Origin of the sequence: Advenella alkanexedens (genome assembly GCF_019132845.1) — a bacterium.
Classification (GTDB): domain Bacteria; phylum Pseudomonadota; class Gammaproteobacteria; order Burkholderiales; family Burkholderiaceae_B; genus Advenella; species Advenella alkanexedens.
This window is the reverse complement of sequence record NZ_JAHSPR010000001.1, coordinates 433,264-457,946: the sequence shown is the minus strand read 5'-3', so window position 1 is coordinate 457,946 and position 24,683 is coordinate 433,264. Positions and strand designations below refer to the sequence as shown.

Here is a 24,683-nt window from a genome sequence, read left to right as displayed (position 1 = left end):
TCCTTCTAAAGAAATTCCCGGCTTGGAAATACCCCCTGTACGTCAGTGCAGGGGGTTTGTTTTTGTTGGGATTCCTTTTTTGCGTTAAATTCTTGAGTTAAATCATTCCGCAATGCAAAACATGATTTTATAATTATTGATCGAATTGGTCGGCCTGATCGGAATGCGAAAACGCCGATCTGGTCGGCGCGATCAATATCTTAGCGGCAGGGCATGCCGTGTTGGCCTGTGGAGGAAGGGGGCAGTCAAACCGTCCAGCGAAGCAGGAACCCGCCGAAGCGACTGGACAGGGGGGCGCCCTTGTTTAGCGCCGCAGGAATCGCCCTCCTTTAGGAGGGCGAGGATGTCAAGCAAGAGAAATCAACCCGTCTGGTGATAGAATATACCCAATGTGGTTACCGGGCGCTGTGCCTGATATTATTCCGATCACGGAAGCAGGAGATATTTATTTATGAAAAAATTCTTTAAATTGGCTGTATTAAGTACCGCTGTAGGCGCTGCTTTTTTTACCTCGACAACAATGGCGCAGGGCGCAGAAAACTACCCTAGCAAACCCATTACGCTGGTTGTTCCCTATGCGGCAGGTGGTACCACCGACCTGATCGGACGGGCATTGGGCGCAAGTCTGTCCAAACAGCTGGGTCAAACCATTGTGGTTGAAAACAAACCCGGTGCAGCCGGCTCCATGGGCGCCAATGAAATGGTCAATACCAAACCCGATGGCTATAAACTGGCTTTGACACCGGTGGGTATTTTCCGTCAGCCTTACTTGCAGGCAACCCGTTACGACCCCATCAAGGATTTAAGTTATATTGCCGCTTTTGCCAGCTATGACTTTGCACTGGGTGTTGATGGCAATTCTCCTTATAAAACACTGGACGAGTTTCTCAAGCATGCTAAAGCAAACCCCGGCGAAGTGACCATCAGCTCTCCCGGTCGTTATTCCGGTAACCACGTGGCGATTGTGGAATTGGCCAAAGCGGCAGATGTTGATGTGACTCACGTGCCTTATAAGTCAGACTCTGAGGCTATTGGTGCATTGATGGGCGGCCATCTGGATGCCGTCATGTCCACCAATGTCATCATTCCATTCATGGAGTCTGGCAAGGTGCGTGTATTGGGTGTGGCAGCAGAAAAACGTCCCGAAGCCTTTGCTGATATTCCAACCCTGACCGAATCCGGTTATGAAGTGGTGATTCCTTCTCCGCTGGGTATTGCCGGCCCCAAAGGCTTGCCACAGGAAATTGTTGAAAAGCTTGACCTGGCAGTGAAAGCGGCCATGGAAGATCCGGATTTCCTTAAAGTCATCAAGGATTACGGTGTAAGAACTTATTATATGGATAACAAGGCTTATACCCAGTTTGCGATTGAGAACTTTGAGAACGAAAAAGACGTGATCCAAAGAATGGGCAATGAGTAATTAATTGTCGCTTCATGCAAAAAGCCCGACCACTGGTCGGGCTTTTTTATGTTATGGCTGTTTGCCGGTCTGCACAACCGCATGCGGAGCGCTTCGCATGGGTTGTACAGCTTGCAAAAATCAGGCAAAGACGCGGAAGCGCTCTGCATCATCCATAAATGTTTTTTCAGCAGCGGGGGCTTCAATGCTGCCAAAAGGCATTTGGGCGCGCAGTTTCCAGCTGGCAGGCAGGTTCCAGCGGCTCATTGTCTGTTCGTCAATGATAGGGTTGTAGTGTTGCAATGATGCGCCAATGTTGTGGTCAGCCAGGGCCAGCCATACTGCGTGCTGGGCAATGCCAGAGGCCTGCTCTGACCAGATCGGGAAGTTGTCGGCGTAAGCGGCAAACTTTTCTTGCAAGCCCTTGACAACGTCCTGGTCTTCAAAGAACAGAACAGTACCGTGACCGGCACGGAAACCGTTGATTTTGGCTTCGGTGGCAGCGAAAGCATCAGCGGGCACAATCGCGCGCAGGGTGTCTTCAACGATTTGCCAGAATGCCTCGTGTTCGCCGTTGAACAGGATAACGGCACGTGAGCTTTGTGAGTTGAAAGAGGAAGGGGAGTTGCGGATGGCTTCCTTGATAACGGATTCAATCGTGCTGTTGTCGGTGTTTACGTTACGACCCAATGCGTAGATGCTGCGACGGGATTTCAATTTATCTAAAAAACTCATGTCTAACCTTACGAAAAAATAATTATTCAGTTCCTGCTGATTTTTACGTTGCCATCCGGAACCTTATATGGCAATCAAACGTTTTATGACAGCTGTTTAGCGGGCTATCATATCAAATAATAGGACTTCGGCATTATTGGCTTGCTGAATCTGAACCCGTGATTCGGCCGTCAGCTTGAGCGCGTCGCCGGTATGCAGTTGCTGGCCGTTAATGGTGATGTCACCTTTCACGACATGAATATAGGCAATGCGGTCGTTGGCCAGCGTGTATTCGGGGGCCTGGGTGCCGTTAAAAATACCCGCATGGAGTTTGGCATCCTGGTGAATGCGCACGGCACCCTGTTCACCATTGCCAGAGGCGATCAGGCACCACTTATCCTGTTTGTCTTCGTCGTTAAAAACGGCTTCCTCATAGCTGGGTTCAACATCTTTCTGGTTGGGATAAAGCCAGATTTGCAGAAAATGGGACTCTTCAGAGGCGGAAGGATTGAACTCGCTATGCAAGACACCGGTACCAGCGCTCATGCGCTGAACCTGGCCGCGACGCAAGATAGAACCATTGCCCATGCTGTCTTTGTGTTCAAGTGCACCTGACAGCACATAGCTGATGATTTCCATGTTTTCATGTCCATGGGTGCCAAAGCCCTGGCCGGGTTCCACCCTGTCTTCATTAATCACGCGAAGCGGGCCAAAACCCATTTGTTTGGGGTTGTAGTAACTGCCAAATGAAAATGAGTGGTGGCTGTCCAGCCAGCCGTGCTGGACGTGTCCCCGTTCATGACTTCTGGTAATTGATAACATGTCATATTCCTTTCATCTAAGAACAGTTTATTTAAAAATTATTTTTTTATAAAAACTGTTTAAATTCAATATGTAGGTATTATGCTTTATTTATTTTTGTTTGAAAAACGGAAAGTTTTATGGTGTATCATCAAATTATTTGAATATAATGACTTGGTCAACGGTCAACGGTCAACGGTCAACGGTCAACGGTCAACGGTCAACGGTCAACGGTCAACGGTCAACGGTTTGGTGGCCTGTGTTGCGAAATGGATTAAGGGTTTTTCATGTTCAAGATCAGTCTGGAAGCTTTGAATTTGCTGGATGCAATTGACCGGCACGGTTCATTTGCCGGTGCTGCCAAGGAATTGTTTCGCGTCCCTTCTGCTGTTTCTTATACGGTACAGAAATTGGAAGAAAACCTGGATGTTAAATTGTTTGTGCGCAACGGCCCCAAAATCAGCCTGACCCGGGCGGGTGCCGAGTTGCTGAAAGAGGGAAGGGTGCTGATGCAGGCTGCGGCCGAGCTTGAAAACAGGGTGAAAAGGGTTGCCAGTGGGTGGGAAACCGAGTTGCGGATTGGTGTCAATACTATGTTTTCTTCACTTTGTCTGAAGGATGATTTGCAGGCTTTCCACCAGGAAACCAGTCAAACGGGTATACGGGTTTCAGAAGAGGTGCTGTCTGGCACCTGGGAGTCGCTTCAGGATGGCAGAACCGATATTTTTATTGGGGTTACGATTGACAATATCTCTTTAAGTGGCGAGTACCACACACATTTGATCGGGCAGATGCCGTTTAGTTTTGTGGTGTCACCCAGTCATCCACTTGCGCAGATGGATCGTCCGCTAACGCAGGCCGATTTACTGGCACATCATGCCATTGTGGTGTCGGATTCAGCCCGAAGGTTGCCGGCCCGCACGGTCGGGGTGTTGTCGGGGCAGTCCAGTATTACGGTGCCCAATTTGTTAAGCAAGTTTGAATATCAAATGGCAGGGTTGGGGTTTGGTTTTTTGCCAGCGCCTTATGTCGAAGAAGCGGTGCGCCAGCGGTTGTTGGTTGAAAAGGAGGTCAGTATTCCGAAGCCGATAGAGACGCTGTATGTGGCCTGGCGCAATGAATCACCGGGCAAGGCGCTGGCCTGGTGGCAGAAGCGGCTGGCAAGACCCGATTTGTTTGAGCGGATGGTGGCGTTTACCAGGATGCAGCTGTATAAGCGGCCCCAGTTGTTGCAGATTGTTTGATGGGGATTTATTTTTCTTCGTGATATCTGAAAATATTTTGGCTTCCTGCTATTCAATTGTATGTTAAAAATCCATTGGCAGCAAACTGAAGACTGGCTGGTATTATCCAGGTTTGTTGCGCTCCCTTGTTTTTAGGTACCCGAAAACGGGCACAAGCATTTCTTTCTAAATTAGGCAAAAGGTGTGGCAAGTGCAGCATCCTTTGCTCCGACGCCGCTACGCGCCGAAGTCGCTGCAGGGGACTGCACTTGCCACCCCTTTATGGGCGGGGAATGAAAAACGCAGTCTGGACATGAAGTCACAGACTGCGCATCAACATCTAATCAGGTTAGGGTATCTAAAACAGGTTAGGGCATTCAATCAGATTGGTGCATCTAAACTTGTTAGTGCATCTAAACTGGTTAATACATCCGATCAGAATCAGATGGAATCATTTCTGATCAAATCCTTGGCAATAATAACTTGCTGGATTTGTGAAGTACCTTCATACAATCTGAATAAACGAACGTCACGATAGAAACGCTCAATGCCGTACTCGGACACATAACCCGCGCCACCAAAAATCTGTACCGCACGGTCGGCCACGCGGCAGCACATCTCGGTAGAGAAATACTTTGCACAAGAAGCCAGGGCAGAGACGTTTTCACCGGCGTCACGACGGCGGGCCGCATCAAGAATCATGCACTCGGCTGCATAAATTTCAGCCTTGCTGTCTGCCAGCATGCCCTGCACCAACTGGAAGTTGGCAATAGGCTGACCAAACTGTTTGCGCTCTTTGGCATAATTCAGCGCATCACGCAACATCCGTTTGGCGGCACCGGTTGCGATAGACGAAATATGCAGACGACCCTTATCCAGTACTTTCATCGCGGTTTTGAAACCAACGCCTTCCACGCCACCAATCAGCTGGCTGGCAGGAATACGGCAGTTTTCAAAAATAACGTCACAAGTGTGCGCGCCTTTCTGGCCCATTTTCTTGTCGATTTTGCCTAATGACAAGCCGGGGGTGTTGGCTTCCACGATAAAAGCGGAAATGCCACCGGCACCTTTGATCTCGGTGGAGGTGCGTGCCATGACCGTGAAAATACCGGCATGGGGGGCGTTGGTAATAAAGCGTTTGGTACCGTTCAATACATAAAAATCACCATCGCGAACCGCTGTGGTACGCAGTGAGCCGGCATCAGAACCAGCTTCGGGCTCGGTCAGGGCGAAAGAGCCGATCAATTCACCGGCAGCCATGCGGGGCAGGTATTTTTCTTTTTGTTCGGGCGTACCATCAATAATAATGCCCGAACCGCCGATACCATTGTTGGTACCGATATAAGAACGGAAAGCGGGAGAAGTCTGGCCCAGCTCAAAGCCAATGCGCACTTCTTCTTCCATCGTCAAACCCAGACCGCCGTATTCTTCGGGCAAGGTCAGGCCAAAAAGGCCCAGCTCTTTCATTTGCTCAATGATTTCTGCGGGGATTTGATCAGTTTCCGCGACTTGCTCCTCGGCCGGGACGAGTACTTCGTTAATGAAGCGACGAAGGCTGTCCTCTAATAATGTCTGGGTTTCTTGATCTCTAATCATGATTTCAACTTCTCTGGTTTAGTAAAAAACTGCTGGAATGCCGCCTGTGCCTCGTCAGAAATAAGGCACTTGACAAAGGCTTCACGTTCGCAGTCAAGGGATTCGTTAATTAACGGGGTTAAAGTCCTTTTCAACAGGGACTTGGTGGTTTTTAATGATAACAAAGACTGTGCGGCCATGGTATTTGCAATTTTACTTGCTTTATCCAGCGTTTCGCCCGGCGCAACAACTTCATTGATGAAGTTGCTCTCGAGGGCTTCCTGGGCAGTGAAAGGCTGGCCAAGGTATAGCCACTCGTTGGCTTTGCGGATGCCTACATACTGTGCCAATAGTACACTGGAAGCGCCTTCGGGGCATAACCCCAAGGGTACAAAAGGAATCCGGAAAGTCGTGTCGCTGGCGGCAATAATAAAATCGCAATGCATTAGCATGGTAACACCAATGCCAATCGCGGCGCCTTCCACCGCGGCAATCACGGGAATATCGGTGTTAACCAGGGACCTTAAAAAACGCAGGCCCGCACTTTCGCCTTTGGGCTTGCTTTGGAAGTCACGCAGGTCATTGCCGGCGGTAAAGTATTGCTGGGCACCTTGCAGAATAATCGCATGCAAGTCGTTGCGTCCGGTGGTCGATTCAAATGCCTGCGTAAGCGCGTCATAAGTGGCCGTATCCAGGGCATTGCGCCGCTCGGGGCGGTTAATCGTAATCGTCAGCACTTTATTGTGCTCGGAAAGTAAAACAGTTTGCGTCATGGGTTCTTTGCCAGGGGTAGGAGTGACAGTGGTGTGAGGGGCATGAGCATAAAAGTTACAGTTCTGCCATAATGCGCTGACGGGCAGCGTCATATTCCCGCTTCATGTTTTTAACGATGTCGGCCGCACTTTCAACCGCATCAATACTGCCGACCCCCTGGCCTGCACCCCAAATATCTTTCCATGGCTTGACCCGGGTAGAACCAAAGTTGGTGGCCAGTTTTTCTTCTTCGGTCAGACTTTCGGGATTCAGGCCTGATGCAACGATGCTGGGGATGAGATAGTTGCCGGGAATGCCGGTAAAAAACGGGGTGTATAAAATATCCTTGGCTGACGATTCCACAATCATTTTTTTGTAGCGTTCATCGGCATTGGCTTCATGGCTGGCAATAAAGCGTGTGCCAATATAGGCAAAGTCCGCACCCAGGGCCCGGGCGGCCAGAACGCTGCTGCCATTGGTAATGGAGCCGGAAAGGGCGATGGGGCCATCAAAGAACTTGCGCACTTCGGGCAAAATGGCAAAGGGACTGAGTTTGCCGGCATGGCCACCCGCGCCACTGGCCACCAGGATAAGGCCGTCCACACCGGCCTCCAGGGCTTTTTCTGCATGGCGAATGGTGGTTACGTCATGAAAAACCAAACCGCCCCACTCGTGTACGTGCTTGACCACGTCATCGGGCGCGCGCAGGCTGGTAATAATCATGGGAACCTTATGTTTGGCGCAGGTTTGCATGTCGTTATCAAGCCGGTCATTGGAAGCGTGAATGATCTGGTTGATGGCGTAAGGTGCCACTTTGCGACCGGGTTCCTTGCTGCGCACATCGTCAAGGGTTTCACTGATTTGCGCCAGCCAGTCATCAAGCAGCTCGGAAGGGCGGGCATTTAAGGCTGGCATAGACCCAATAACACCGCTTTTACACTGCTCAATCACCAGTGTGGGGCTTGAAACGATGAACATGGGTGAACAAATAACGGGTAATGTCATTTGCTGGTGAAGTTTTTCAACGATAGGGTGTGCCATTGTATATGCCTCTGAATGAAGTTGTTGTTTTGCTATGCGGTATGGAATTGGGCCGGAAAGTTATCTCACCAGGCACCTGGCCTGATTCAATACGCTATTCCAATAGTTGATTTTAACGGGTAACGCTACCCTGTGCTAATCAGATTTGGTGAATGCCTTAATCGGTTGGGATGAAGTTGAAGGCGGGTGTAAAATGTTTTAGCGTAAAGGCCCTTTATTCCGCATGGCAAAATATATTTTCATTATTGATCCGGTATGGTAGCATTCATGGCAAATGATCAGCCTTGGTAACAGGGGAAGGCTCAGGCTTTCCTGCCATATATGCCAAGGCCAATTATTACCAAATGAAAACTCATAAAAGATGCTGACTATAAATAAAAGAACATGACACTATCCAAGCGTACCAACAGCTCAGTAAGCCTGACTGATTCGGTTATACAAAAATATAAAGATGACCGTCATTTTGTGACTGCTCTGGCCCGCGGTCTTGAAGTCCTGGCGTGTTTCCGTTCAGGCAACAAGGTGCTGAGCAACCAGGAAATTGCCCAGCGCTGCGGTTTGCCCAAGTCAACGGTTTCACGGCTTACCTCCACCTTGATTAAACTGGGTTATTTAACCCAGGATGAAACCAGTGGAAAATACCGTTTGGGTATGGCTACCCTGTCATTGGGCGTGGGGATGCTGGCCAAGCTGGATATTCGCCAGTTGGCGCGTCCGCTGATGCAAGAGGTGGCTGATTTTTCCCAGGGGATGGTAACGCTGGGCGCGCGCGACCGGCTTTCAATGCTGTATATAGAAAATTGTCGCAGCCGCTCGGCGCTTACGCTAAGTCTTGATGTGGGGGCCCGCATTCCGATTGCCACGTCCTCCATGGGAAGAGCGTATCTGGCTGAGTCAAGCCTGGCCGAGCGTAACGAGATTATAGAGCGAGTGCAAGAGCTGGATGAGCAGTCAAGTGAGGCGATTATTGACGGGATTAACCAGGCAATGCGGGATTATGAGCGCCTGGGGTGCACGTGCTCTTTTGGTGATTGGTTAAAAGACGTGAATGCGATTGCGGTGGGTGTGAATTTGGGCCCCAATTACCCCATCATGGCACTTAGCTGCGGTGGGCCTTCCTTTAGCTTGTCTGCCGATTTTTTACTTGAAGAAGTCCGTCCGCGGTTGCAGGGAATTGTGCAGCGGCTGAAAGAATCCATGGGGCAGGTGTAGGAGGCTTAAAGCCAGGGCCTCGTCCCCATGCAGGTGCGGCACTCCTCTCGTTCCCATGCTCCGTGAAGTGACCCCCAAATGTTGGACGGTTTCTCGTTCCCATGCTCCTGCGTGGGAACGCCAGGTTTCTAAATAAACAGCGCGGTGATTCACCTTGCAGGTTTGCTCCGACGCCGCTGCGCGCCGAAGTCGCTGCACCTGCAAGGTGAATCCCCGCTTTGTCAGTTTCAAGAAGGCTGGTTCACAGGTTGGTTTTTTCAGCGGTGGCAGAAGCCTGATCCAGTTCCCATGCTCTGCGTGGGAGCTCCTTCAGCATTGCAGAATGTGCAGCGCAGTTTGAGGTGAACTTCCTTCTGAATTCTGAATTAACGCAAGTGTGACAAGTACACCCCCCACTGCAGCGACTTCGGCGCGAAGCGGCGTCGGAGCAAAGTGGGGGGTGTACTTGGCGCACGTTGTTTGCCAGTAGTTTGGTTTTATGCATTTCCGGGCAGGAGTGGGTTGGTGCTATTTTTGGGTATGCATTCCCACGCAGGAGCATGGGAACGAGTGGGAGAGTGAGCTGATGCTGTTTTGGGATAGGCATTCCCACGCAGAGCGTGGGAACGAGGGGGTGAGCGGAGCGTGGGGACGAGGGGAAAGAATCCATGGGGCAGGTGTAGGGGGGCACATCTCGCTCCCGCGTGGGAGCGAGGGTGTAAGCGGTTTAAGCTGGGCGCTTTTCAATCAGCGAAAACACGCCGCTGGCGTTGAACACATTCTTGCCTTCAACCGTGAGTGCACAGCTGGCAAAAATCATCCGTTTGCCGGCACGATGAATCTTGACCCGTGCCTCCACCCAATCGCCGGCTTTGGCCGGTGACATAAACTCACTATTCAGCGTCACCGTCACAAAAGACACCGGATGGTCGTAATGGGCCAGGATCGCATCACCGAAAGCATTATCGGCAATCGTCATCATCGTGCCACCATGGGCCACCCCGATCTTATTCAAATGCTCGTGAGTCAGGCGGATACCTAAAACAGTATGTTTGCCATTCTCATCAACCTGCTCATAATAAGGGCCCGTCAAATCTGAAAAAGGGCTGTTCCTGTTCAACAAACGGAACCCGCTGGGAATATCGTGATTGCTCATGGTGTTATTAGTATGTAAAAAAGTTAATTCAAAGGGACGTCAAGCATATCACTATAGCGTTGCATATGGAAATCGTGATCGCCAAACATCGTGTTAATCAAATTCACACGCTTGAAAAAATGCGCCACATTCAGCTCATCGGTAACCCCCATGCCACCGTGCATCTGCACCGCTTCCTGGCTAACCTTGCGAGCCAGTTTGCCAATATAAGCTTTCGCGCCTGATGCCTTGAAAATCCGGTGCTGCAGGCTTTTGTTCTGCATCTCGATCGCTGCCAGCAGTGCCATTGAGTTTGCCTGCTCGGCGGCAATCGCCATATCAGCCATGCGGTGTTGCAAAGCCTGGAACGTGCCAATCGCCACGCCAAACTGCTTGCGGGTTTTTAAATACTCAAGGGTGGCATCATTCAAAGCTTTAATTAACCCAACCAGTTCGGCGCACAAGGCCACGTTGGTTTGGGCAATTGCATCCATAATCGCGGGCAGGGCCTTGCCTTCTTCACCAAGCAGGGCGCTGGCAGGCACTTCGGCATTGTCCAGCACGATATCAGCGGCATAATGGCCATCGTGGGTTTTGTAGGTTTTCAGTGTTACGCCGGGAGTGGCAGGGTCCAGCAGGAAAACGCTAATGCCTTCCTCATCGCCGGTTGCACCACTGGTGCGGGCTGATACCAAAAGCTGGCTGGCACTGGGGGCGTCGATGGCCATGGCTTTTTGTCCGCTAAGTACCCAACCGTTGGCCGATTTTGTGGCGCTGGTGGACACCATTTTTTCCAGGAAACGGAAGTCGGGTTCGTAATGTCCAAAGGCATAGGTGACAGAGCCGTCGGCAATTCCGGCAATGAGTGTTTCTTTTTGCTCTGCCGTACCCAACGCGTTAATCAGACCGCCTGAAAGCACTACGGTGCTGACATAAGGCTCTAAAATCAAGCCGGGAGCCAGCGCTTTCATGACCAGATATGTATCCAGTGGTGTACCGTTCAGGCCACCCAGGTCTTCATGAAAAGGCAGGGCCAAAATACCCAGCTCGGCGTAGGTATTCCAGGCATTGCGGTCATAGGCCTCTTCACTGGCGACCCGTTTTCTTCTTGCTTCAAAAGCATAGTCTTTGTTAATAAACCGGCTGATGGTATCTTCCAGCGCCAGCTGTTCTTCTGTGAAATTAAAATCCATGGAAAAGCTCCAGATATTCGTTTACTAAGTTCAGGTAAGTGGGTTCAATATCGCCGTTATGCCTTACAGGCCAAGAATCATCCGGCAAATAATGGATTTTTGCACTTCACTTGAACCGCCATAAATGGTTGTTTTGCGTACGTTGAACGAATTGCCCGTTAAATGATAAAAATCGGCCGGGAATGCGCTGCTGATATCTTCATGGGAAGAATCCATAATATGGGCAGGTGCGTAATTGCCCAAGGCCAGTGAGGCCAGTTCAGCGATGTCCTGTTGAATTTCGGAGCCTTTTACCTTAAGAATGGATGCCTCAGGGCCGGGTGTGTGCTGCTTGCCATCGGCCGACACCACTTTCAGGTTGGTGATTTCCAGCGCCATCAGATCCAGTTCAATCTGGGCCAGACGGTCACGGAAACGCGGATCTTCAATGAGCGGTTTGCCATTATTGCCAGGCTGCTTGCGGGCCATTTCCTTAACGCGGGCCAGTGCGGCCTTGGAGCGGCCAACCCGGGCAATATTGGTACGTTCATGGCCCAGCAGGAATTTGGCGTAAGTCCAGCCCTGGTTTTCTTCGCCCACCAAATTGGAAACGGGCACTCTTACGTTTTCAAACCATACTTCGTTCACTTCGTGTCCGTCGTCCAGCATAATGATGGGGCGTACGGTAATGCCGGGGGTTTTCATATCGATCAGCAAAAAGGAAATACCCGCCTGTTTGCGTACTTCAGGGTCGGTGCGCACCAGACAGAAAATCCAGTCGGCGTGCTGGGCCAGGGTGGTCCAGGTTTTTTGGCCATTCACGATGTAGTGATCGCCATCGCGCACGGCAGTGGTTTTCAAAGAGGCCAGATCCGAGCCGGCGCCGGGTTCGGAATATCCCTGGCACCACCAGTCTTCGCCTGAAATAATACGGGGCAGGAAACGGTCCTTGATTTCCTGTGAGGCATATTTCTGGATAACCGGTGCCACCATTTTCAGCCCGAAAGACAGCTGCTCAGGTGCACCATAAGTGGCACATTCTTCTTCAAAAATATGACGTTGCACGGCATCCCAGCCAGTGCCACCATATTCAACCGGCCAGGCGGGTGCGCCCCAGCCCTGACGGTATAAGGTTTTTTGCCATTCCACCCGCTCCTGTTTGCCTAGCGGTTCGCAGTTGAAAATTTTTGCCCTGATACTGTCACTGACGTTATTTTTCAGGAAAGTCCTGACTTCTTCCCGGAACGCGAGCTGTTCCGCATTGAAATTGATATCCATGGTTATATCTCTGTAGAGTTTAAGAAGAATAGGTAATTCTGCATTGCAAAATGAAAATCTTTAAAATGGAATTATCATACCTTGAATTCGCCCTCATTAAAAGCGTCGTGTTTTAACCGGCATATCATTAAGAATAAGGTATTTGGTGAATAATATGGTGTATTATTATTGGAATCCGTTATTTCCGCATTGCGGAATTGTTAATAACAAAGTAGTTTGAATAGCCCTTTGGAGCCAGATTAAGAATGAGTCACGCAACTTATGAAATTAAAGATCGTGTAGCTTTAATTACGTTTCAGAACCCTCCCGTCAATGGAATGAGCTACGCGCTCAGGAAAAGCCTGGTTGTTTTTGTTGATCAGGCCGAAGCGGACAGTGGGGTTGATGCCATTGTCATTACCGGTTCCGCACGCGCGTTTTCAGGTGGTGCCGATGTGACCGAATTTGGCACCCCCAAGGTTTTGCAGCAACCCATTCTGCGCGTCGTGATTGAAGTACTTGAAAATGTCACCAAGCCGGTTGTGGCCGCCATTGATGGCGTTTGCCTGGGCGGTGGCCTTGAGCTGGCCCTGGGTGCCCACTACCGTGTGGCCGCAGCCCATGCGCAAATCGGTCTTCCTGAAGTGAAGCTGGGCCTGTTGCCTGGCGCGGGTGGTACACAACGCCTGCCACGTGTGGTCGGGCTGGAAAAAGCCTTGCACATGATTACCACCGGGCAAATCATCAAGGCCAAGGCGCTGGCCGATACCGCTTTGCTTGATAAAGTGGTTGAAACTGACGTGGTTGATGCTGCCATCGCTTTTGCCAAAGAAGTGGTTGCACAAAATCTGCCGCTCAAGCGTGTGCGTGATATTGAAATCAGCCCCGAGGGTGCTCGTGAAATCCTTGATGCCGCCCGTGAGAAGCTTGAAAATGGCAAGAAAGGCCAAATCGCTCCGCTCAAATGCCTGGATGCGGTACAAGCCAGTGTTTTCATGTCATTCGATGAAGGTCTGAAATACGAGCGTGAATTGTTCCTGCAGCTCATGAGCTCTCCCGAGTCTGCGGCCATGCGTCATATTTTCAGTGCCGAACGTGCGGCCACCAAGATTCCTGACGTGCCCGCCGATACCTTGTTGCGCAAGGTTGAAAAAGTGGGTGTGATTGGTGCCGGTACCATGGGTGGCGGTATCAGCATGAACTTCCTGAACGTCGGTATTCCGGTGGTGTTGCTCGAGCAGAAACAGGAAGCCCTGGACCGTGGTGTGGCCACCATTCGCCGCAACTACGAAAACACCATGAAAAAAGGTCGTATTACGGCAGAACAGGTTGAAGAAAGAATGGCATTGCTGTCAACCACCCTTAGCTACGATGATTTTGCCGATGTCGACCTGGCGATTGAAGCGGTATTTGAAAACATGGATGTCAAAAAAGCCGTATTTTCAGAGTTGGACCGTGTCATGAAAAAAGGCGCCATCCTGGCTTCCAACACCTCTACCCTTGACCTTAACGTGATTGCCGGTTTTACCAGCCGCCCCGAAGATGTTATTGGACTGCACTTTTTCAGTCCTGCCAACGTCATGAAATTGCTGGAAATCGTGCGTGGTGAAAAAACCGCGAAAGATGTGCTGGCCACATCCATTGCACTGGGCAAGAAAATCGGTAAAAAACCGGTGGTCTCTGGTGTTTGTGATGGCTTTATTGGCAACCGCATGCTGTATGCCTACCGTGATGCGGCCGATAACGCCATGCTGGCCGGTGCATCACCTTCACAAATTGATAAAGCCCTTGAGAACTTCGGTTTTGCCATGGGTCCATACCGTGTTGCCGATCTGGCCGGTCTGGATATTGGCTGGGCCGTGCGCAAGCGTCGTGCAGAAGCCAATCCTGAAGCCTATGTGCCGGTGGTGGCCGACCGCATTTGTGAAGCGGGCCGCTTTGGCCAGAAAACCGGTGCGGGCTGGTACAAATATGAGGCTGGTAACCGTACGCCTATTGTTGATCCAGTGGTTGAGAACATTGTCAGGGAATTCCGCGAAGCCCGTGGTATCACACCGCGTGAGGTCAGTGACCAGGAAATTGTTAACCGCTGCGTTTACGCGCTGGTTAATGAAGGTGCCAAGATTCTGGAAGAGGGCATTGCCCTGCGTGCTTCCGACATTGACGTTGTTTACCTGAACGGCTATGGTTTCCCGGCTCATCGTGGCGGCCCAATGCACTATGCACAGCAGGTTGGCCTGTTTAATGTCGTACGGGCCATCAAGCGGTTTGCCGCTGCTTCCGAAGCAGAAGCCAGGTTCTGGCAGGTTTCTCCGTTGCTTGAAAAACATGCAGAATCCAACGAACCCCTGAAATAAGCAATTAGTACGACAGGATACGTTAAAATTAACGATCTCAAAGACAGTACTGATATCCCGAATGGCACGCAAATGGCCATTCGGGATTAATTGCTACGGTGTAAAAATCAGGCTGCCTTTGTGCTGATTGATCACATTTTCATTAGTCGTAAACTTAAGGCTTTAGATATGATAAATAAAATTTGTGGCAGCGTTGAAGAAGCTGTCGCGGACGTATTTGACGGCGCTACCGTCCTGATTGGCGGTTTCGGCGGTGCCGGTCATCCGACCGAATTGATTCACGCCCTTATTGACCAGGGTGCCCGTGATCTGACGGTTGTCAATAACAATGCGGGTAACTTTGAGACCGGTCTGGCAGCCCTGATTAAGGCAGATCGCGTTCGCAAAATCATCTGTTCATTTCCGAAGTCATCCAATTCGAATGTTTTCAATGAGAAATACAAGGCCGGTAAGATCGAGCTCGAGTGTGTGCCACAAGGTACGATTGCCGAGCGTCTGCACGCAGCCGGTGCCGGTTTAGGTGGTTTCTATACCCGTACCAGCTACGGTACCGATTTGGCCAAAGGCAAGGAAACCCGCGAAATCAATGGTCAGCACTATGTGTTTGAGTATCCCATTCATGGTGATTTTGCATTCGTTCTGGCTGAAAAGGGTGACCGCTGGGGTAACCTGGTGTACCGCAAGGCAGCACGCAATTTTGGTCCGGTCATGTGTCAGGCGGCCAAAACCACCATTGTTCAGGTTAAGCAAATTGTTGAACTGGGTGAACTGGATCCCGAGCATATCATTACACCGGGCATTTTCGTGAACCGCGTGGTTCAGGTTGAAAATCCTCATATCTCTAGCTAAGGAAAACAATAAAATGGAAAAGTTCACACGCGAGCAAATGGCTGAACGCCTGGCAAAAGATATTCCTCCTGGCAGCTATGTAAACCTGGGAATTGGTATTCCCGTCCTGGTGGCCAATTACCTTAACCCTGAAGATGAAGTGTTGCTGCATAGCGAAAACGGTATTCTGGGAATGGGCCCAACCCCGCCTGAAGGGGAAGAGGATTTTGAGTTGATCAACGCCGGTAAACAGCCGGTAACCCTGCTAACAGGCGGCTCTTTCTTCCATCACGTGGATTCTTTCGCCATCATGCGTGGCGGTCACCTTGATTTATGTATCATGGGTGGCATGCAGGTTGCCGCCAATGGTGACCTGGCCAACTGGTCGCTGGGTCGTCCCGGTGAGCCTCCGGCAGTCGGTGGTGCCATGGATCTGGCCGTAGGTGCCAAGAAAGTGTATATCCTGATGGAGCACAACTCCAAAGACGGTTCTCCCAAAATTCTTGAAAAATGTACCTTGCCTGTTACCGGCCTGGGTGTGGTCAGCCGTATTTATACCGATATCGCCGTGCTTGAGATTACCCCCGAGGGTGTCAAGGTTATTGAAAAGCTGGTGGATATCAGTGATGAGGACTTGCAGGCTCGCACAGGTGCGAAACTCATTTTCTAATCGTTTTTAATTTTTTTATCTTTTTCTGGAAAGCAGTAAAATGACTAATGCATATATTTGTGATGCCGTTCGTACTCCTATCGGCCGTTACGCCGGCAGTTTGTCTACCGTTCGTACCGATGACCTGGCTGCCTTGCCCATCAAGGCGCTGGTAGAGCGTAATCCTTCCATCAACTGGGCCGAACTGGACGATATTATTTACGGTTGTGCCAACCAGGCGGGTGAAGATAACCGTAACGTGGCCCGTATGGCCGGTTTGCTGGCCGGTCTGCCGGTTGAAGTGCCCGGTGCCACCCTGAACCGTTTGTGCGCATCCAGTCTTGATGCGATTGGTACCGCTGCCCGTGCGATCAAATCCGGTGAAGTTGACCTGATGATTGCCGGTGGTGTTGAAAGCATGTCACGTGCTCCATTCGTCATGGGTAAGGCCGAAACCGCTTTTTCACGGACTGCCAAAATTGAAGACACCACTATTGGCTGGCGTTTTGTCAATCCTAAAATGAAAGAGCAGTACGGCATTGACTCCATGCCTGAAACCGCTGAAAACGTCGCTGATGATTTCAAGGTTTCCCGCGAAGACCAGGACGCTTTCGCCCTTCGCAGCCAGCAACGTGCCGCGCGTGCGATTGCAGAAGGTGTTTTCAAGGAAGAAATCATCCCGGTTTCCATTCCCCAGAAAAAAGCCGATCCTAAAATTTTTGACACCGATGAGCACCCACGTGCCACCACAGCCGAAACACTGGCCAAACTGAAAGGTGTGGTTCGTCAGGGGGGGTCAGTGACTGCCGGTAACGCCTCGGGTGTTAACGACGGTTCATGTGCCGTGTTGCTGGCTTCTGATGAAGCCGTCAAGAAATACGGCCTGACCCCCAAGGCACGTGTGGTTGCCATGGCAACCGCCGGTGTTGCGCCACGCATCATGGGTTTTGGTCCTGCACCTGCCATTCGCAAGGTATTGGACAAAGCAGGTTTGACGCTTGATCAAATGGATGTGATCGAGTTGAACGAAGCATTTGCCGCACAGGCATTGGCCGTTACCCGTGACCTGGGCCTGGCCGATGATGCCGAGCACGTGAACCCCAATGGTGGCGCCATTGCCCTGGGTCACCCCTTGGGTGCATCAGGTGCCCGCCTGGTAACCACTGCCATGTATCAGCTGCAACGCACTGGTGGCCGTTATGCCTTGTGCACCATGTGTATTGGTGTTGGCCAGGGTGCTGCCGTTATTATCGAACGCGTTTAATGCTTGTCTGGCAGCCCTGTTTTCCTTTCTGGGCAGTGGGGCTGTCAATACAATGGTTCAATAATCAAGAAACCCAATCCTGTTATATACGGGCTTGGGTTTTTTGTTTGTACGCGAAGCATTTATTTTTATTACAATGGGCAATTATTATTATTTGCCTTGCTTGAAAAATCGAATGAATAAACCTCATTACCCTCATCCCATAATTGCCAAAGAGGGTTGGCCCTTTCTGGCAATTTCCATTGTCGCCGCTCTGATCGTTTCGCTCTGGTCTTTTGCCGTTTCCATTCCGTTCTGGATTATTGCCCTGTTTGTCTTGCAGTTTTTCCGTGATCCACAGCGGGTCGCTCCGGAGGGGGACAATTTGGTGTTGTCACCGGCCGATGGGCGCATTGTGGCGGTTGAAGAGGTGTATGATATTTATGCGCAGCGCGATGCCATCAAAATCAGTGTTTTCATGAATGTCTTCAATGTGCATTCCAACCGCTCTCCTGTTGATGGTACGGTTAAAAAAGTCCAGTATTTTTCAGGCAGGTTTTTTAATGCCGCCCTCGATAAGGCCTCGCTGGAAAACGAACGTAACGCCATGGTGCTTGAAACGCCCGACGGACGCACCGTTACCGCTGTGCAGGTGGCCGGTCTGGTTGCCAAGCGTATTTTATGTTATGCAAAACAGGGTGATGAGCTCAAGCGTGGCCAGCGTTACGGTTTTATCCGTTTTGGCTCCCGGGTAGACGTTTATCTGCCTTTGGGCTCCCGTCCAAGAGTTGTTATTGGTGATAAAGTCAGTGCCACCAGCACGGCCCTGGCCGATTTACCTGCTGAATAGTAAAACATCATGAATGATCTCCAACGCCGTCGCAGTGTTTACCTCCTGCCTAATGCTTTTACCACCGCCAATTTGTTTGCCGGGTTTTATGCCATTGTGCAGGCCATGAATGGCCAGTTTGAGGTGGCGGCCATTGCCATTTTTGCCGCCATGGTGCTTGATGCCATGGATGGCCGGGTGGCCAGGATGACCAATACGCAGTCGTCCTTTGGCGAGCAATATGACTCCATGTCAGATATTGTTTCTTTTGGGGTGGCGCCCGCCTTGGTGATGTATGAGTACCTGCTGCAGGATATTGGCCGTTGGGGCTGGATTGCCGCTTTTATTTATGTGGCTGGAGCAGCTATTCGACTGGCCCGTTTCAATACCAATATCGCGGTGGTGGACAGTCGTTTTTTCCAGGGTTTGCCCAGCCCATCGGCAGCCGCCCTGGTGGCCGGATTTGTCTGGCTTTCCGTGGATAATAAAATTCCCAACTACGAGTTCCAGGCCTGGATTGCTTTTGCAATTACCACTTATACCGGTATTACCATGGTGTCGAATGCGCCATTTTTCAGTGGCAAGTCAATGACTCTCGAGAAAAAACTGTCACCGGCCACCATTATGCTGGCGGTTGTATTGGTTTTTGCCGTTGTGTCGGCTGATCCTCCGATTGTACTGTTTGGGCTGTTTGTCATTTATGGTTTGTCAGGTTGGGGCATTTGGTATGTGCGCTGGCGTAAAATCCGCCAGCGTTACGACAGCCGTCATAACCCCGATGATCCGCCCGTTTAATCGTAGAACCAGCGCTCATAGCGGGGATCGGGGCCTGAATGGTAATGGGTCACAGCCTCGCCATCGCGTCCGAAATAAACATACATGACTGAATTCCAGACATTGCTTTGTTTGTAGCGGTAAGTCCAGACGACTTCATTTTTTTCACCCAGGCCAGTCCGGTCTATTTCAGCGGGTGGGCCAAATTCACAGGCGACATCAGCGGGTGTCCAGCGACCTTCGTTAAGTCGCTTGAAATGCGCATCGGTCAGCAAGGACTGGAGTTTGTCTATCAGGCCATCCTGGTTGACATTGGCACCATAGGCGTATTGTCCCATAGGCTGCTGGCTCCAGACCAGTCTTTGACGGCCATCAGGCAGGGTACAGCGGTAATTGGGTAAACCCAGCTGGTTTTCGACCAGGCCAAGGGGGCTGTTGGGCGGGATGTCCCGATAAGTGGTGCAGGCCGAAAGTGCCAGCAGGGAGCAGGCCAGCAGGGTTGGTTTAATCCACTTTTGTTGTGACAGAGTAAACATTTTGATTTCCTTTTTGTTGCCGAAGATAAATTGGGCATTATTTGGTGGAATCAGTTATAATGCTCTACTTAGCTCTTGCAGGTGTATGAAACTGGTATTGATGATACCTTTATCGCACAGGCATTGTTATATTTTATTTAATTTTTAATGGTAATTCACGGTAATGCCCCTCAGTGTTACCGCATGTCCCAGAGGAACTATTATGTCAGTATCAGATATCAAAAAATCAGAAATCGTTTCAGAATTTGCCCGTAAGGCAGGCGACACAGGGTCTCCTGAAGTTCAGGTTGCTTTGTTGACTGCACGCATCAATGAGTTGACCGGTCACTTCAAAACACACATGAAAGACCATCACTCACGTCGCGGTTTGCTGCGCATGGTTAGCCGCCGCCGCAAAATGCTCGATTACCTGAAAGGCCGTAACCCTGATTCTTACCGCGCTCTTATCGAAAAACTCGGTCTGCGTAAGTGATTTTTGGGGTTTTTGCCCAAGGATAAAACCGTGCACAGTACTATTTTGGTACTGTGCACGGTTTTTTTATTGTTGTTTATTTGCCAAATTTAAATGCATGGGATCATGGTGCATTTTTGTGGTGAACGGGCAAATAATTATTGTAAGGAATACAAATGTTTAATAAAGTGACCAAGTCATTTCAGTATGGTGCCCATACTGTTGTTCTGGAAACGGGTGAGATCGCCCGTCAATCCTCGGGTGCCGTTGTTGCATCCATGGGCGATACCGTTGTGCTGGCCACCGTTGTGGCAGCCAAACAGGCTAAAGCAGGCCAGGACTTTTTCCCCCTAACGGTTGATTATGTAGAAAAAACCTATTCAGCCGGTCGCATTCCCGGTGGTTTCTTCAAGCGTGAAGGCAAACCCTCAGAAAAAGAAACCCTGACATCCCGCCTGATCGACCGCCCACTGCGTCCCTTGTTCCCTGAAGGTTTCTATAATGACGTTCAGGTTATCATCCATGTCCTGTCCGTAGATCCTGAAATTGATCCCGATATTGTTGCCATGATTGGTGCATCGGCTGCCTTGTCTATTTCCGGTATCCCGTTCAATGGTCCTATCGGTGCGGCCCGTGTTGCCTATATCAATGAGCAGTACGTGTTAAGCCCAACCGTTTCCCAGCTCCAGGACTCCAAGATGGATCTGGTGGTTGCCGGTACCGAATCGGCCGTATTGATGGTTGAGTCAGAAGCCCGGCAATTAAGTGAAGAAATCATGCTCGGTGGCGTGGTGTTTGGTCACGAGCAAATGCAGGTGGCTATCAATGCCATTCACGAATTGGTTGAGGAAGCAGGCAAGCCTGAGTGGGATTGGGAACCTGCTCCCAAGAACGAGCCGCTTATTGCCGCAGTTACCGCATTGGCTACCAATGGTCTGAAAGCCGCTTATCAAATTCGTCAGAAACAAGAGCGTTCCGAAAAACTGAAAGAAGTGTATGCCAGCGTCAAGCAGACCTTAATTGATCAGGCTGCCGAGCGCAATGAAGAAGCGCCTGATACCGTTGCGGTTGAAAATATCATGTTTGACCTGGAAGCAGCCCTGGTTCGTGGTCAAATCCTGAATGGCGAACCTCGTATCGATGGTCGTGATACCCGCACCGTGCGCCCAATCAGTATCCGTCTGGGTGTCTTGCCCCGTACCCACGGCAGTGCCTTGTTCACCCGCGGTGAAACACAGGCTCTGGTGGTGGCTACATTGGGTACCAAACAAGATGAGCAAATTATCGACTCGGTCATGGGCGAGTACCGCGACCGTTTCATGTTGCATTACAATATGCCTCCGTTTGCCACCGGTGAAACCGGCCGTTTCGGTTCTCCCAAACGCCGTGAAATCGGTCACGGTCGCTTGGCCAAACGTGCACTGGTTGCCACTTTGCCTAAACACGAAGACTTCCAGTACACCATTCGCGTGGTTTCTGAAATTACCGAATCCAACGGTTCTTCATCCATGGCTTCCGTTTGTGGTGGCTCATTGGCCATGATGGATGCAGGTGTGCCTGTACAAGATCACGTGGCCGGTGTTGCCATGGGTCTGATCAAGGACGGTGGCAAGTTTGCCGTTCTTACCGATATCCTGGGTGATGAAGATCACCTTGGTGATATGGATTTCAAAGTAGCCGGTACGGAAAAAGGTATTACCGCCTTGCAAATGGATATCAAAATCCAGGGCATTACCAAGGAAATCATGCAGGTTGCCTTGGCGCAGGCCCGTGAAGGCCGCTTGCATATTCTGGGCAAAATGAACGAAGCGCTTACCGGTTCACGTACCGAACTGTCCAGCTTTGCGCCTCGCATGCTGACCATGAAAATCAATCCCGATAAAATCCGTGACGTGATTGGCAAGGGTGGTGCGACCATTCGTGCCCTGACTGAAGAAACGGGCTGCCATATTGATATCAGTGATGAAGGTGATGTGGTCATTTCCAGCGCTGATCTTGAAAAAGCCAAAGAGGCCGAGCGTCGTATCGCTGAATTGACTGCTGTGGTCGAAGTGGGTCAGGTGTATGACGGTACGGTTCAGCGCTTGCTGGATTTTGGCGGTATTGTACAGATTCTGCCGGGTCGCGATGGCTTGCTGCACATTTCTGAAATTGCCAATTACCGCATTGCCAATATCAACGATGTGCTTGCCGTTGGCCAGAAAGTTAAAGTTAAAGTGATTGAAGCCGATGATCGTGGTCGTCTGCGTCTGTCCGCCAAGGCCCTGGGTGGTCTGGAAGGCCTGGAAGGCTCTGTTCAGCCTACAGAAACCCCGGCTGATGGTGAGTAATCACCTTTAATGAGCTATTGCCCGTTGCCACGCGAGTTGCTTGTTCCCATGCTCCCGCGTGGGAAACACCCAGGCAAAAATTGTCAATAAAAAAACGCTATCCTGAAAGATAGCGTTATTTCTGGTTCCCACGCTCCCGCGTGGGAACGTCCAGGCAGCAGTCAATAAAAAAACGCTATCCCGAAAGATAGCGTTTTTTTTATCCAAGGCTTAATGACAGCCAGGTTCTGTGCTACTCGTTACCACGCGGGAGCGTGGGAACGAGTGGTTCAGAGCATTGCTTGTTCCCATGCTCCAGCGTGGGAACGGGGGGACAGTACCGCTCTTTGCTGGTTCCCATGCTCCAGCGTGGGAACTGTGGCAGTGCAGCTCTTAAACAACGCCTTGGTCAATCATGGCATCTGCCACTTTGCGGAAACCGGCAATGTTGGCACCCAGCACCAGGTTGTGGGGCTGGCCAAATTCCTGGGCGGTTTCTGAAGCAGTCAGGTAGATGTTTTTCATGATGGTTTTCAGGCGAACATCCACCTCTTCAAAGCTCCATTGGATCATGCTGGCATTTTGGGCCATTTCAAGCTGGCTGGTGGCCACACCGCCGGCGTTTGCTGCCTTGCCGGGCGCATACATGATTTTTGCATTCAGGAATGCCTCTACGGCCTCGGGGGTAGAGGGCATATTGGCGCCTTCAGCCACCAGGATGCAACCGTTTTTAAGCAACTCATGGGCATCGGCCTGGTTCAATTCGTTCTGGGTTGCGCAAGGGAAGGCCAGATCGCAGGGAACCGACCAGACCGCATTGCGGCCGGCAGGATAGCTGGAAACCGGGGTGTACACCGCATCGTTGTGAATTTGGGCATATTTGGACAGGCAGGCGCTTTCAACCTCTTTAAGCTGTTTGAGTGTTTCAAGATTTATGCCTGACTTGTGGTAAATAAAGCCGCGTGAATCGCTGCAGGTAACGGGCAGGGCACCGTTCTGGTACAGTTTTTCGATCGTGTAGATGGCAACGTTACCGGCGCCCGATACTACGCAGGTTTTGCCTTCAAGGGCCTGACCGTTGTTGGTTAGCATGTTTTGGGCAAAATATACGGTACCGTAGCCGGTTGCTTCGGTACGGGCCAATGAACCGCCCCAGGGAATTTTCTTGCCGGTTAAAACACCTTCATAGCGACCGGTAAGCCGTTTGTACTGGCCAAACATATAACCGATTTCACGACCGCCAACGCCAATATCGCCGGCAGGAACGTCGGTGGTGGGGCCAATGTGACGATACAGCTCGTTAATGAACGACTGGCAGAAGCGCATGATTTCGTTATTGGACTTGCCTTTCGGGTCAAAATCGCTACCCCCCTTGCCGCCACCAATCGCCAGTCCGGTTAAGGAGTTCTTGAAAATTTGCTCGAAACCCAGGAATTTGATGATGCCACTGGAAACGCTGGGGTGAAACCGCAAACCACCTTTGTAAGGACCAATGGCTGAATTGAATTCTATGCGATAACCCTTGTTGACCTGGACCTTGCCCTGGTCGTCGATCCAGGCGACCCGGAACATGATTTGACGCTCGGGTTCGATGATGCGTTCAATAATGTTGTGCTCAAGATATTTTTTTTCTTTCGCAAACAGGGGTTCAAGGGATTCCAATACTTCCTGGACGGCCTGGTAAAATTCGGGCTGGCCGGGACTGGATTTTTGCAGTTTTGTTAAAGTTTGTTCAAAATAAGACATGGTTGCGGTGTTATGTAGGTTTTTATGAATAATTAAATTTTGTTTTTTTATTATAAAAAAAAATGACAGGACATGGTAAATAATTGTGCACCGCGATAATGAAAAAAAAACATTTTTTTTATGCGGGTTGTTTTAACGCAAAATAGAGCCTTATCGAACGTAAAAATAAGACTTTTTATCAAGGTGGATGCGTCAGGACATTATTCAGGGTTGTACTAGGGCATTTATACCAGCCCTGGCAATTTGCGCATCCTCATCGGATTTTACGCCCGAAACACCGACGGCACCGATAAATGCACCGTTAATAACGATTGGAACGCCACCCTCAAGCATGCCTTCCAGCACGGGAACCGATAAAAAGGCATAACGGCCATGATTGATGACTTCTTCGTAACCCTTGGACTCACGGCGACCCAGTGCCGCCGTTTTTGCCTTGGCGGGGGCAATATGCGCTGAAATGGGCGCAGCACCGTCCAGGCGTTCAAGACCCAGCAAATGTCCGCCATCATCCACAATCGCAATGGTGACCGGCCAATTGTTTTTTTGGGCATGGGCAACGGCGGCAGCCAATATTTTTTTGACGTCAGCGTGCTCAAGTACAGGTTTTGTTTTCATGGTTGTCCTTTGTGTTAAACAGGGAAAACCTGCCTGTGTGTGGATGACTGGCAGGCTTTCGGATTGAGGGCGACTGGACTTTGGC

22 protein-coding genes are annotated in these 24,683 nt (G+C 50.5%); 11 read left to right on the top strand and 11 right to left on the bottom strand.

What is annotated here, in order from left to right; genetic code table 11:
- Positions 1-451 precede the first annotated feature (451 nt).
- Positions 452-1,420, top strand: coding sequence for a tripartite tricarboxylate transporter substrate binding protein (locus KU392_RS02160; RefSeq protein WP_246587184.1), 969 nt, complete (start codon positions 452-454; stop codon positions 1,418-1,420).
- A gap of 120 nt (positions 1,421-1,540) precedes the next feature.
- On the opposite strand, the gene KU392_RS02155 is transcribed toward KU392_RS02160, so the two are convergent.
- Positions 1,541-2,134, bottom strand: coding sequence for a nitroreductase family protein (locus tag KU392_RS02155; RefSeq protein ID WP_217734415.1), 594 nt, complete (start codon positions 2,132-2,134; stop codon positions 1,541-1,543).
- A gap of 96 nt (positions 2,135-2,230) precedes the next feature.
- Positions 2,231-2,935: a pirin family protein gene (locus KU392_RS02150; RefSeq protein ID WP_169294012.1), complete on the bottom strand. Its 705-nt coding sequence runs from the start codon at positions 2,933-2,935 to the stop codon at positions 2,231-2,233.
- 266 nt (positions 2,936-3,201) lie between these two features.
- Between KU392_RS02150 and KU392_RS02145 the strand changes: the two genes are divergently transcribed.
- Complete coding sequence (locus KU392_RS02145) at positions 3,202-4,158, top strand: LysR substrate-binding domain-containing protein (RefSeq protein WP_217734414.1); 957 nt, start codon at positions 3,202-3,204, stop codon at positions 4,156-4,158.
- A 420-nt stretch (positions 4,159-4,578) separates the two neighbouring features.
- On the opposite strand, the gene KU392_RS02140 is transcribed toward KU392_RS02145, so the two are convergent.
- The 3 genes from KU392_RS02140 to KU392_RS02130 are packed head-to-tail and all read right to left on the bottom strand — an operon-like array spanning position 4,579 to position 7,506.
- Positions 4,579-5,733, bottom strand: coding sequence for an acyl-CoA dehydrogenase family protein (locus tag KU392_RS02140; protein ID WP_169294014.1), 1,155 nt, complete (start codon positions 5,731-5,733; stop codon positions 4,579-4,581).
- Positions 5,730-6,485: an enoyl-CoA hydratase/isomerase family protein gene (locus KU392_RS02135; protein WP_217734413.1), complete on the bottom strand. Its 756-nt coding sequence runs from the start codon at positions 6,483-6,485 to the stop codon at positions 5,730-5,732. Before KU392_RS02135 ends, KU392_RS02140 begins: the two co-directional genes overlap by 4 nt.
- 55 nt (positions 6,486-6,540) lie before the next feature.
- Positions 6,541-7,506, bottom strand: a complete 966-nt coding sequence (locus KU392_RS02130; protein WP_169294016.1) for an NAD(P)H-dependent flavin oxidoreductase — start codon at positions 7,504-7,506, stop codon at positions 6,541-6,543.
- Positions 7,507-7,890: 384 nt separating this feature from the next.
- Between KU392_RS02130 and KU392_RS02125 the strand changes: the two genes are divergently transcribed.
- Positions 7,891-8,718: an IclR family transcriptional regulator gene (locus KU392_RS02125; RefSeq protein ID WP_169294017.1), complete on the top strand. Its 828-nt coding sequence runs from the start codon at positions 7,891-7,893 to the stop codon at positions 8,716-8,718.
- A 706-nt stretch (positions 8,719-9,424) separates the two neighbouring features.
- On the opposite strand, the gene KU392_RS02120 is transcribed toward KU392_RS02125, so the two are convergent.
- The 3 genes from KU392_RS02120 to KU392_RS02110 all read right to left on the bottom strand — a co-directional run bounded on the left by KU392_RS02120 (position 9,425) and on the right by KU392_RS02110 (position 12,282).
- Positions 9,425-9,853 carry a PaaI family thioesterase gene (locus tag KU392_RS02120; protein ID WP_217734412.1) on the bottom strand — a complete coding sequence of 143 codons (429 nt, stop codon included), beginning with the start codon at positions 9,851-9,853 and terminating at the stop codon, positions 9,425-9,427.
- 23 nt (positions 9,854-9,876) lie between these two features.
- On the bottom strand, positions 9,877-11,025 hold the full coding sequence (locus KU392_RS02115) for an acyl-CoA dehydrogenase family protein (RefSeq protein WP_217734411.1): 1,149 nt from the start codon (positions 11,023-11,025) through the stop codon (positions 9,877-9,879).
- 63 nt (positions 11,026-11,088) lie between these two features.
- Positions 11,089-12,282: an acyl-CoA dehydrogenase family protein gene (locus KU392_RS02110; RefSeq protein ID WP_169294020.1), complete on the bottom strand. Its 1,194-nt coding sequence runs from the start codon at positions 12,280-12,282 to the stop codon at positions 11,089-11,091.
- Positions 12,283-12,527: 245 nt separating this feature from the next.
- Between KU392_RS02110 and KU392_RS02105 the strand changes: the two genes are divergently transcribed.
- The 6 genes from KU392_RS02105 to pssA all read left to right on the top strand — a co-directional run bounded on the left by KU392_RS02105 (position 12,528) and on the right by pssA (position 18,962).
- A complete protein-coding gene (locus tag KU392_RS02105; RefSeq protein ID WP_217734410.1) occupies positions 12,528-14,618 on the top strand; it encodes a 3-hydroxyacyl-CoA dehydrogenase NAD-binding domain-containing protein in 2,091 nt (696 codons plus the stop codon).
- 168 nt (positions 14,619-14,786) lie between these two features.
- Positions 14,787-15,467, top strand: coding sequence for a 3-oxoacid CoA-transferase subunit A (locus tag KU392_RS02100; protein WP_169294022.1), 681 nt, complete (start codon positions 14,787-14,789; stop codon positions 15,465-15,467).
- A 13-nt stretch (positions 15,468-15,480) separates the two neighbouring features.
- Positions 15,481-16,116: a 3-oxoacid CoA-transferase subunit B gene (locus tag KU392_RS02095; protein ID WP_169294023.1), complete on the top strand. Its 636-nt coding sequence runs from the start codon at positions 15,481-15,483 to the stop codon at positions 16,114-16,116.
- A 40-nt stretch (positions 16,117-16,156) separates the two neighbouring features.
- Complete coding sequence (gene pcaF / locus KU392_RS02090; RefSeq protein WP_169294024.1) at positions 16,157-17,359, top strand: 3-oxoadipyl-CoA thiolase; 1,203 nt, start codon at positions 16,157-16,159, stop codon at positions 17,357-17,359.
- A gap of 175 nt (positions 17,360-17,534) precedes the next feature.
- Positions 17,535-18,188, top strand: a complete 654-nt coding sequence (locus KU392_RS02085; protein WP_217734409.1) for a phosphatidylserine decarboxylase — start codon at positions 17,535-17,537, stop codon at positions 18,186-18,188.
- 9 nt (positions 18,189-18,197) lie between these two features.
- A complete protein-coding gene (pssA, locus tag KU392_RS02080) occupies positions 18,198-18,962 on the top strand; it encodes a CDP-diacylglycerol--serine O-phosphatidyltransferase (protein ID WP_169294026.1) in 765 nt (254 codons plus the stop codon).
- Here the strand turns inward: pssA and KU392_RS02075 are convergent.
- Complete coding sequence (locus KU392_RS02075) at positions 18,959-19,477, bottom strand: hypothetical protein (RefSeq protein ID WP_169294027.1); 519 nt, start codon at positions 19,475-19,477, stop codon at positions 18,959-18,961. The genes pssA and KU392_RS02075 overlap by 4 nt on opposite strands.
- A 202-nt stretch (positions 19,478-19,679) precedes the next feature.
- Between KU392_RS02075 and rpsO the strand changes: the two genes are divergently transcribed.
- Positions 19,680-19,949, top strand: a complete 270-nt coding sequence (gene rpsO / locus KU392_RS02070) for a 30S ribosomal protein S15 (RefSeq protein WP_169294028.1) — start codon at positions 19,680-19,682, stop codon at positions 19,947-19,949.
- Positions 19,950-20,104: 155 nt separating this feature from the next.
- Positions 20,105-22,258, top strand: coding sequence for a polyribonucleotide nucleotidyltransferase (pnp, locus tag KU392_RS02065; RefSeq protein WP_169294029.1), 2,154 nt, complete (start codon positions 20,105-20,107; stop codon positions 22,256-22,258).
- 372 nt (positions 22,259-22,630) lie between these two features.
- On the opposite strand, the gene gdhA is transcribed toward pnp, so the two are convergent.
- A complete protein-coding gene (gdhA, locus tag KU392_RS02060; RefSeq protein WP_217734408.1) occupies positions 22,631-23,983 on the bottom strand; it encodes an NADP-specific glutamate dehydrogenase in 1,353 nt (450 codons plus the stop codon).
- Positions 23,984-24,187: 204 nt separating this feature from the next.
- On the bottom strand, positions 24,188-24,598 hold the full coding sequence (locus KU392_RS02055; RefSeq protein WP_217734407.1) for a GlcG/HbpS family heme-binding protein: 411 nt from the start codon (positions 24,596-24,598) through the stop codon (positions 24,188-24,190).
- Positions 24,599-24,683 lie beyond the last annotated feature (85 nt).

Bases quoted from the DNA above. Each gene is read 5' to 3' on its own strand.
- KU392_RS02150 (WP_169294012.1), bottom strand. From the start codon at position 2,935: ATGTTATCAATTACCAGAAGTCATGAACGGGGACACGTCCAGCACGGC.
- KU392_RS02140 (WP_169294014.1), bottom strand. From the start codon at position 5,733: ATGATTAGAGATCAAGAAACCCAGACATTATTAGAGGACAGCCTTCGT.
- rpsO (WP_169294028.1), top strand. From the start codon at position 19,680: ATGTCAGTATCAGATATCAAAAAATCAGAAATCGTTTCAGAATTTGCC.
- KU392_RS02055 (WP_217734407.1), bottom strand. From the start codon at position 24,598: ATGAAAACAAAACCTGTACTTGAGCACGCTGACGTCAAAAAAATATTG.
- KU392_RS02135 (WP_217734413.1), bottom strand. From the start codon at position 6,485: ATGACGCAAACTGTTTTACTTTCCGAGCACAATAAAGTGCTGACGATT.
- KU392_RS02155 (WP_217734415.1), bottom strand. From the start codon at position 2,134: ATGAGTTTTTTAGATAAATTGAAATCCCGTCGCAGCATCTACGCATTG.
- KU392_RS02115 (WP_217734411.1), bottom strand. From the start codon at position 11,025: ATGGATTTTAATTTCACAGAAGAACAGCTGGCGCTGGAAGATACCATC.
- pcaF (WP_169294024.1), top strand. From the start codon at position 16,157: ATGACTAATGCATATATTTGTGATGCCGTTCGTACTCCTATCGGCCGT.
- KU392_RS02145 (WP_217734414.1), top strand. From the start codon at position 3,202: ATGTTCAAGATCAGTCTGGAAGCTTTGAATTTGCTGGATGCAATTGAC.
- pssA (WP_169294026.1), top strand. From the start codon at position 18,198: ATGAATGATCTCCAACGCCGTCGCAGTGTTTACCTCCTGCCTAATGCT.
- KU392_RS02125 (WP_169294017.1), top strand. From the start codon at position 7,891: ATGACACTATCCAAGCGTACCAACAGCTCAGTAAGCCTGACTGATTCG.
- KU392_RS02085 (WP_217734409.1), top strand. From the start codon at position 17,535: ATGAATAAACCTCATTACCCTCATCCCATAATTGCCAAAGAGGGTTGG.
- pnp (WP_169294029.1), top strand. From the start codon at position 20,105: ATGTTTAATAAAGTGACCAAGTCATTTCAGTATGGTGCCCATACTGTT.
- KU392_RS02105 (WP_217734410.1), top strand. From the start codon at position 12,528: ATGAGTCACGCAACTTATGAAATTAAAGATCGTGTAGCTTTAATTACG.
- KU392_RS02100 (WP_169294022.1), top strand. From the start codon at position 14,787: ATGATAAATAAAATTTGTGGCAGCGTTGAAGAAGCTGTCGCGGACGTA.
- KU392_RS02120 (WP_217734412.1), bottom strand. From the start codon at position 9,853: ATGAGCAATCACGATATTCCCAGCGGGTTCCGTTTGTTGAACAGGAAC.
- KU392_RS02160 (WP_246587184.1), top strand. From the start codon at position 452: ATGAAAAAATTCTTTAAATTGGCTGTATTAAGTACCGCTGTAGGCGCT.
- gdhA (WP_217734408.1), bottom strand. From the start codon at position 23,983: ATGTCTTATTTTGAACAAACTTTAACAAAACTGCAAAAATCCAGTCCC.
- KU392_RS02095 (WP_169294023.1), top strand. From the start codon at position 15,481: ATGGAAAAGTTCACACGCGAGCAAATGGCTGAACGCCTGGCAAAAGAT.
- KU392_RS02110 (WP_169294020.1), bottom strand. From the start codon at position 12,282: ATGGATATCAATTTCAATGCGGAACAGCTCGCGTTCCGGGAAGAAGTC.
- KU392_RS02075 (WP_169294027.1), bottom strand. From the start codon at position 19,477: ATGTTTACTCTGTCACAACAAAAGTGGATTAAACCAACCCTGCTGGCC.
- KU392_RS02130 (WP_169294016.1), bottom strand. From the start codon at position 7,506: ATGGCACACCCTATCGTTGAAAAACTTCACCAGCAAATGACATTACCC.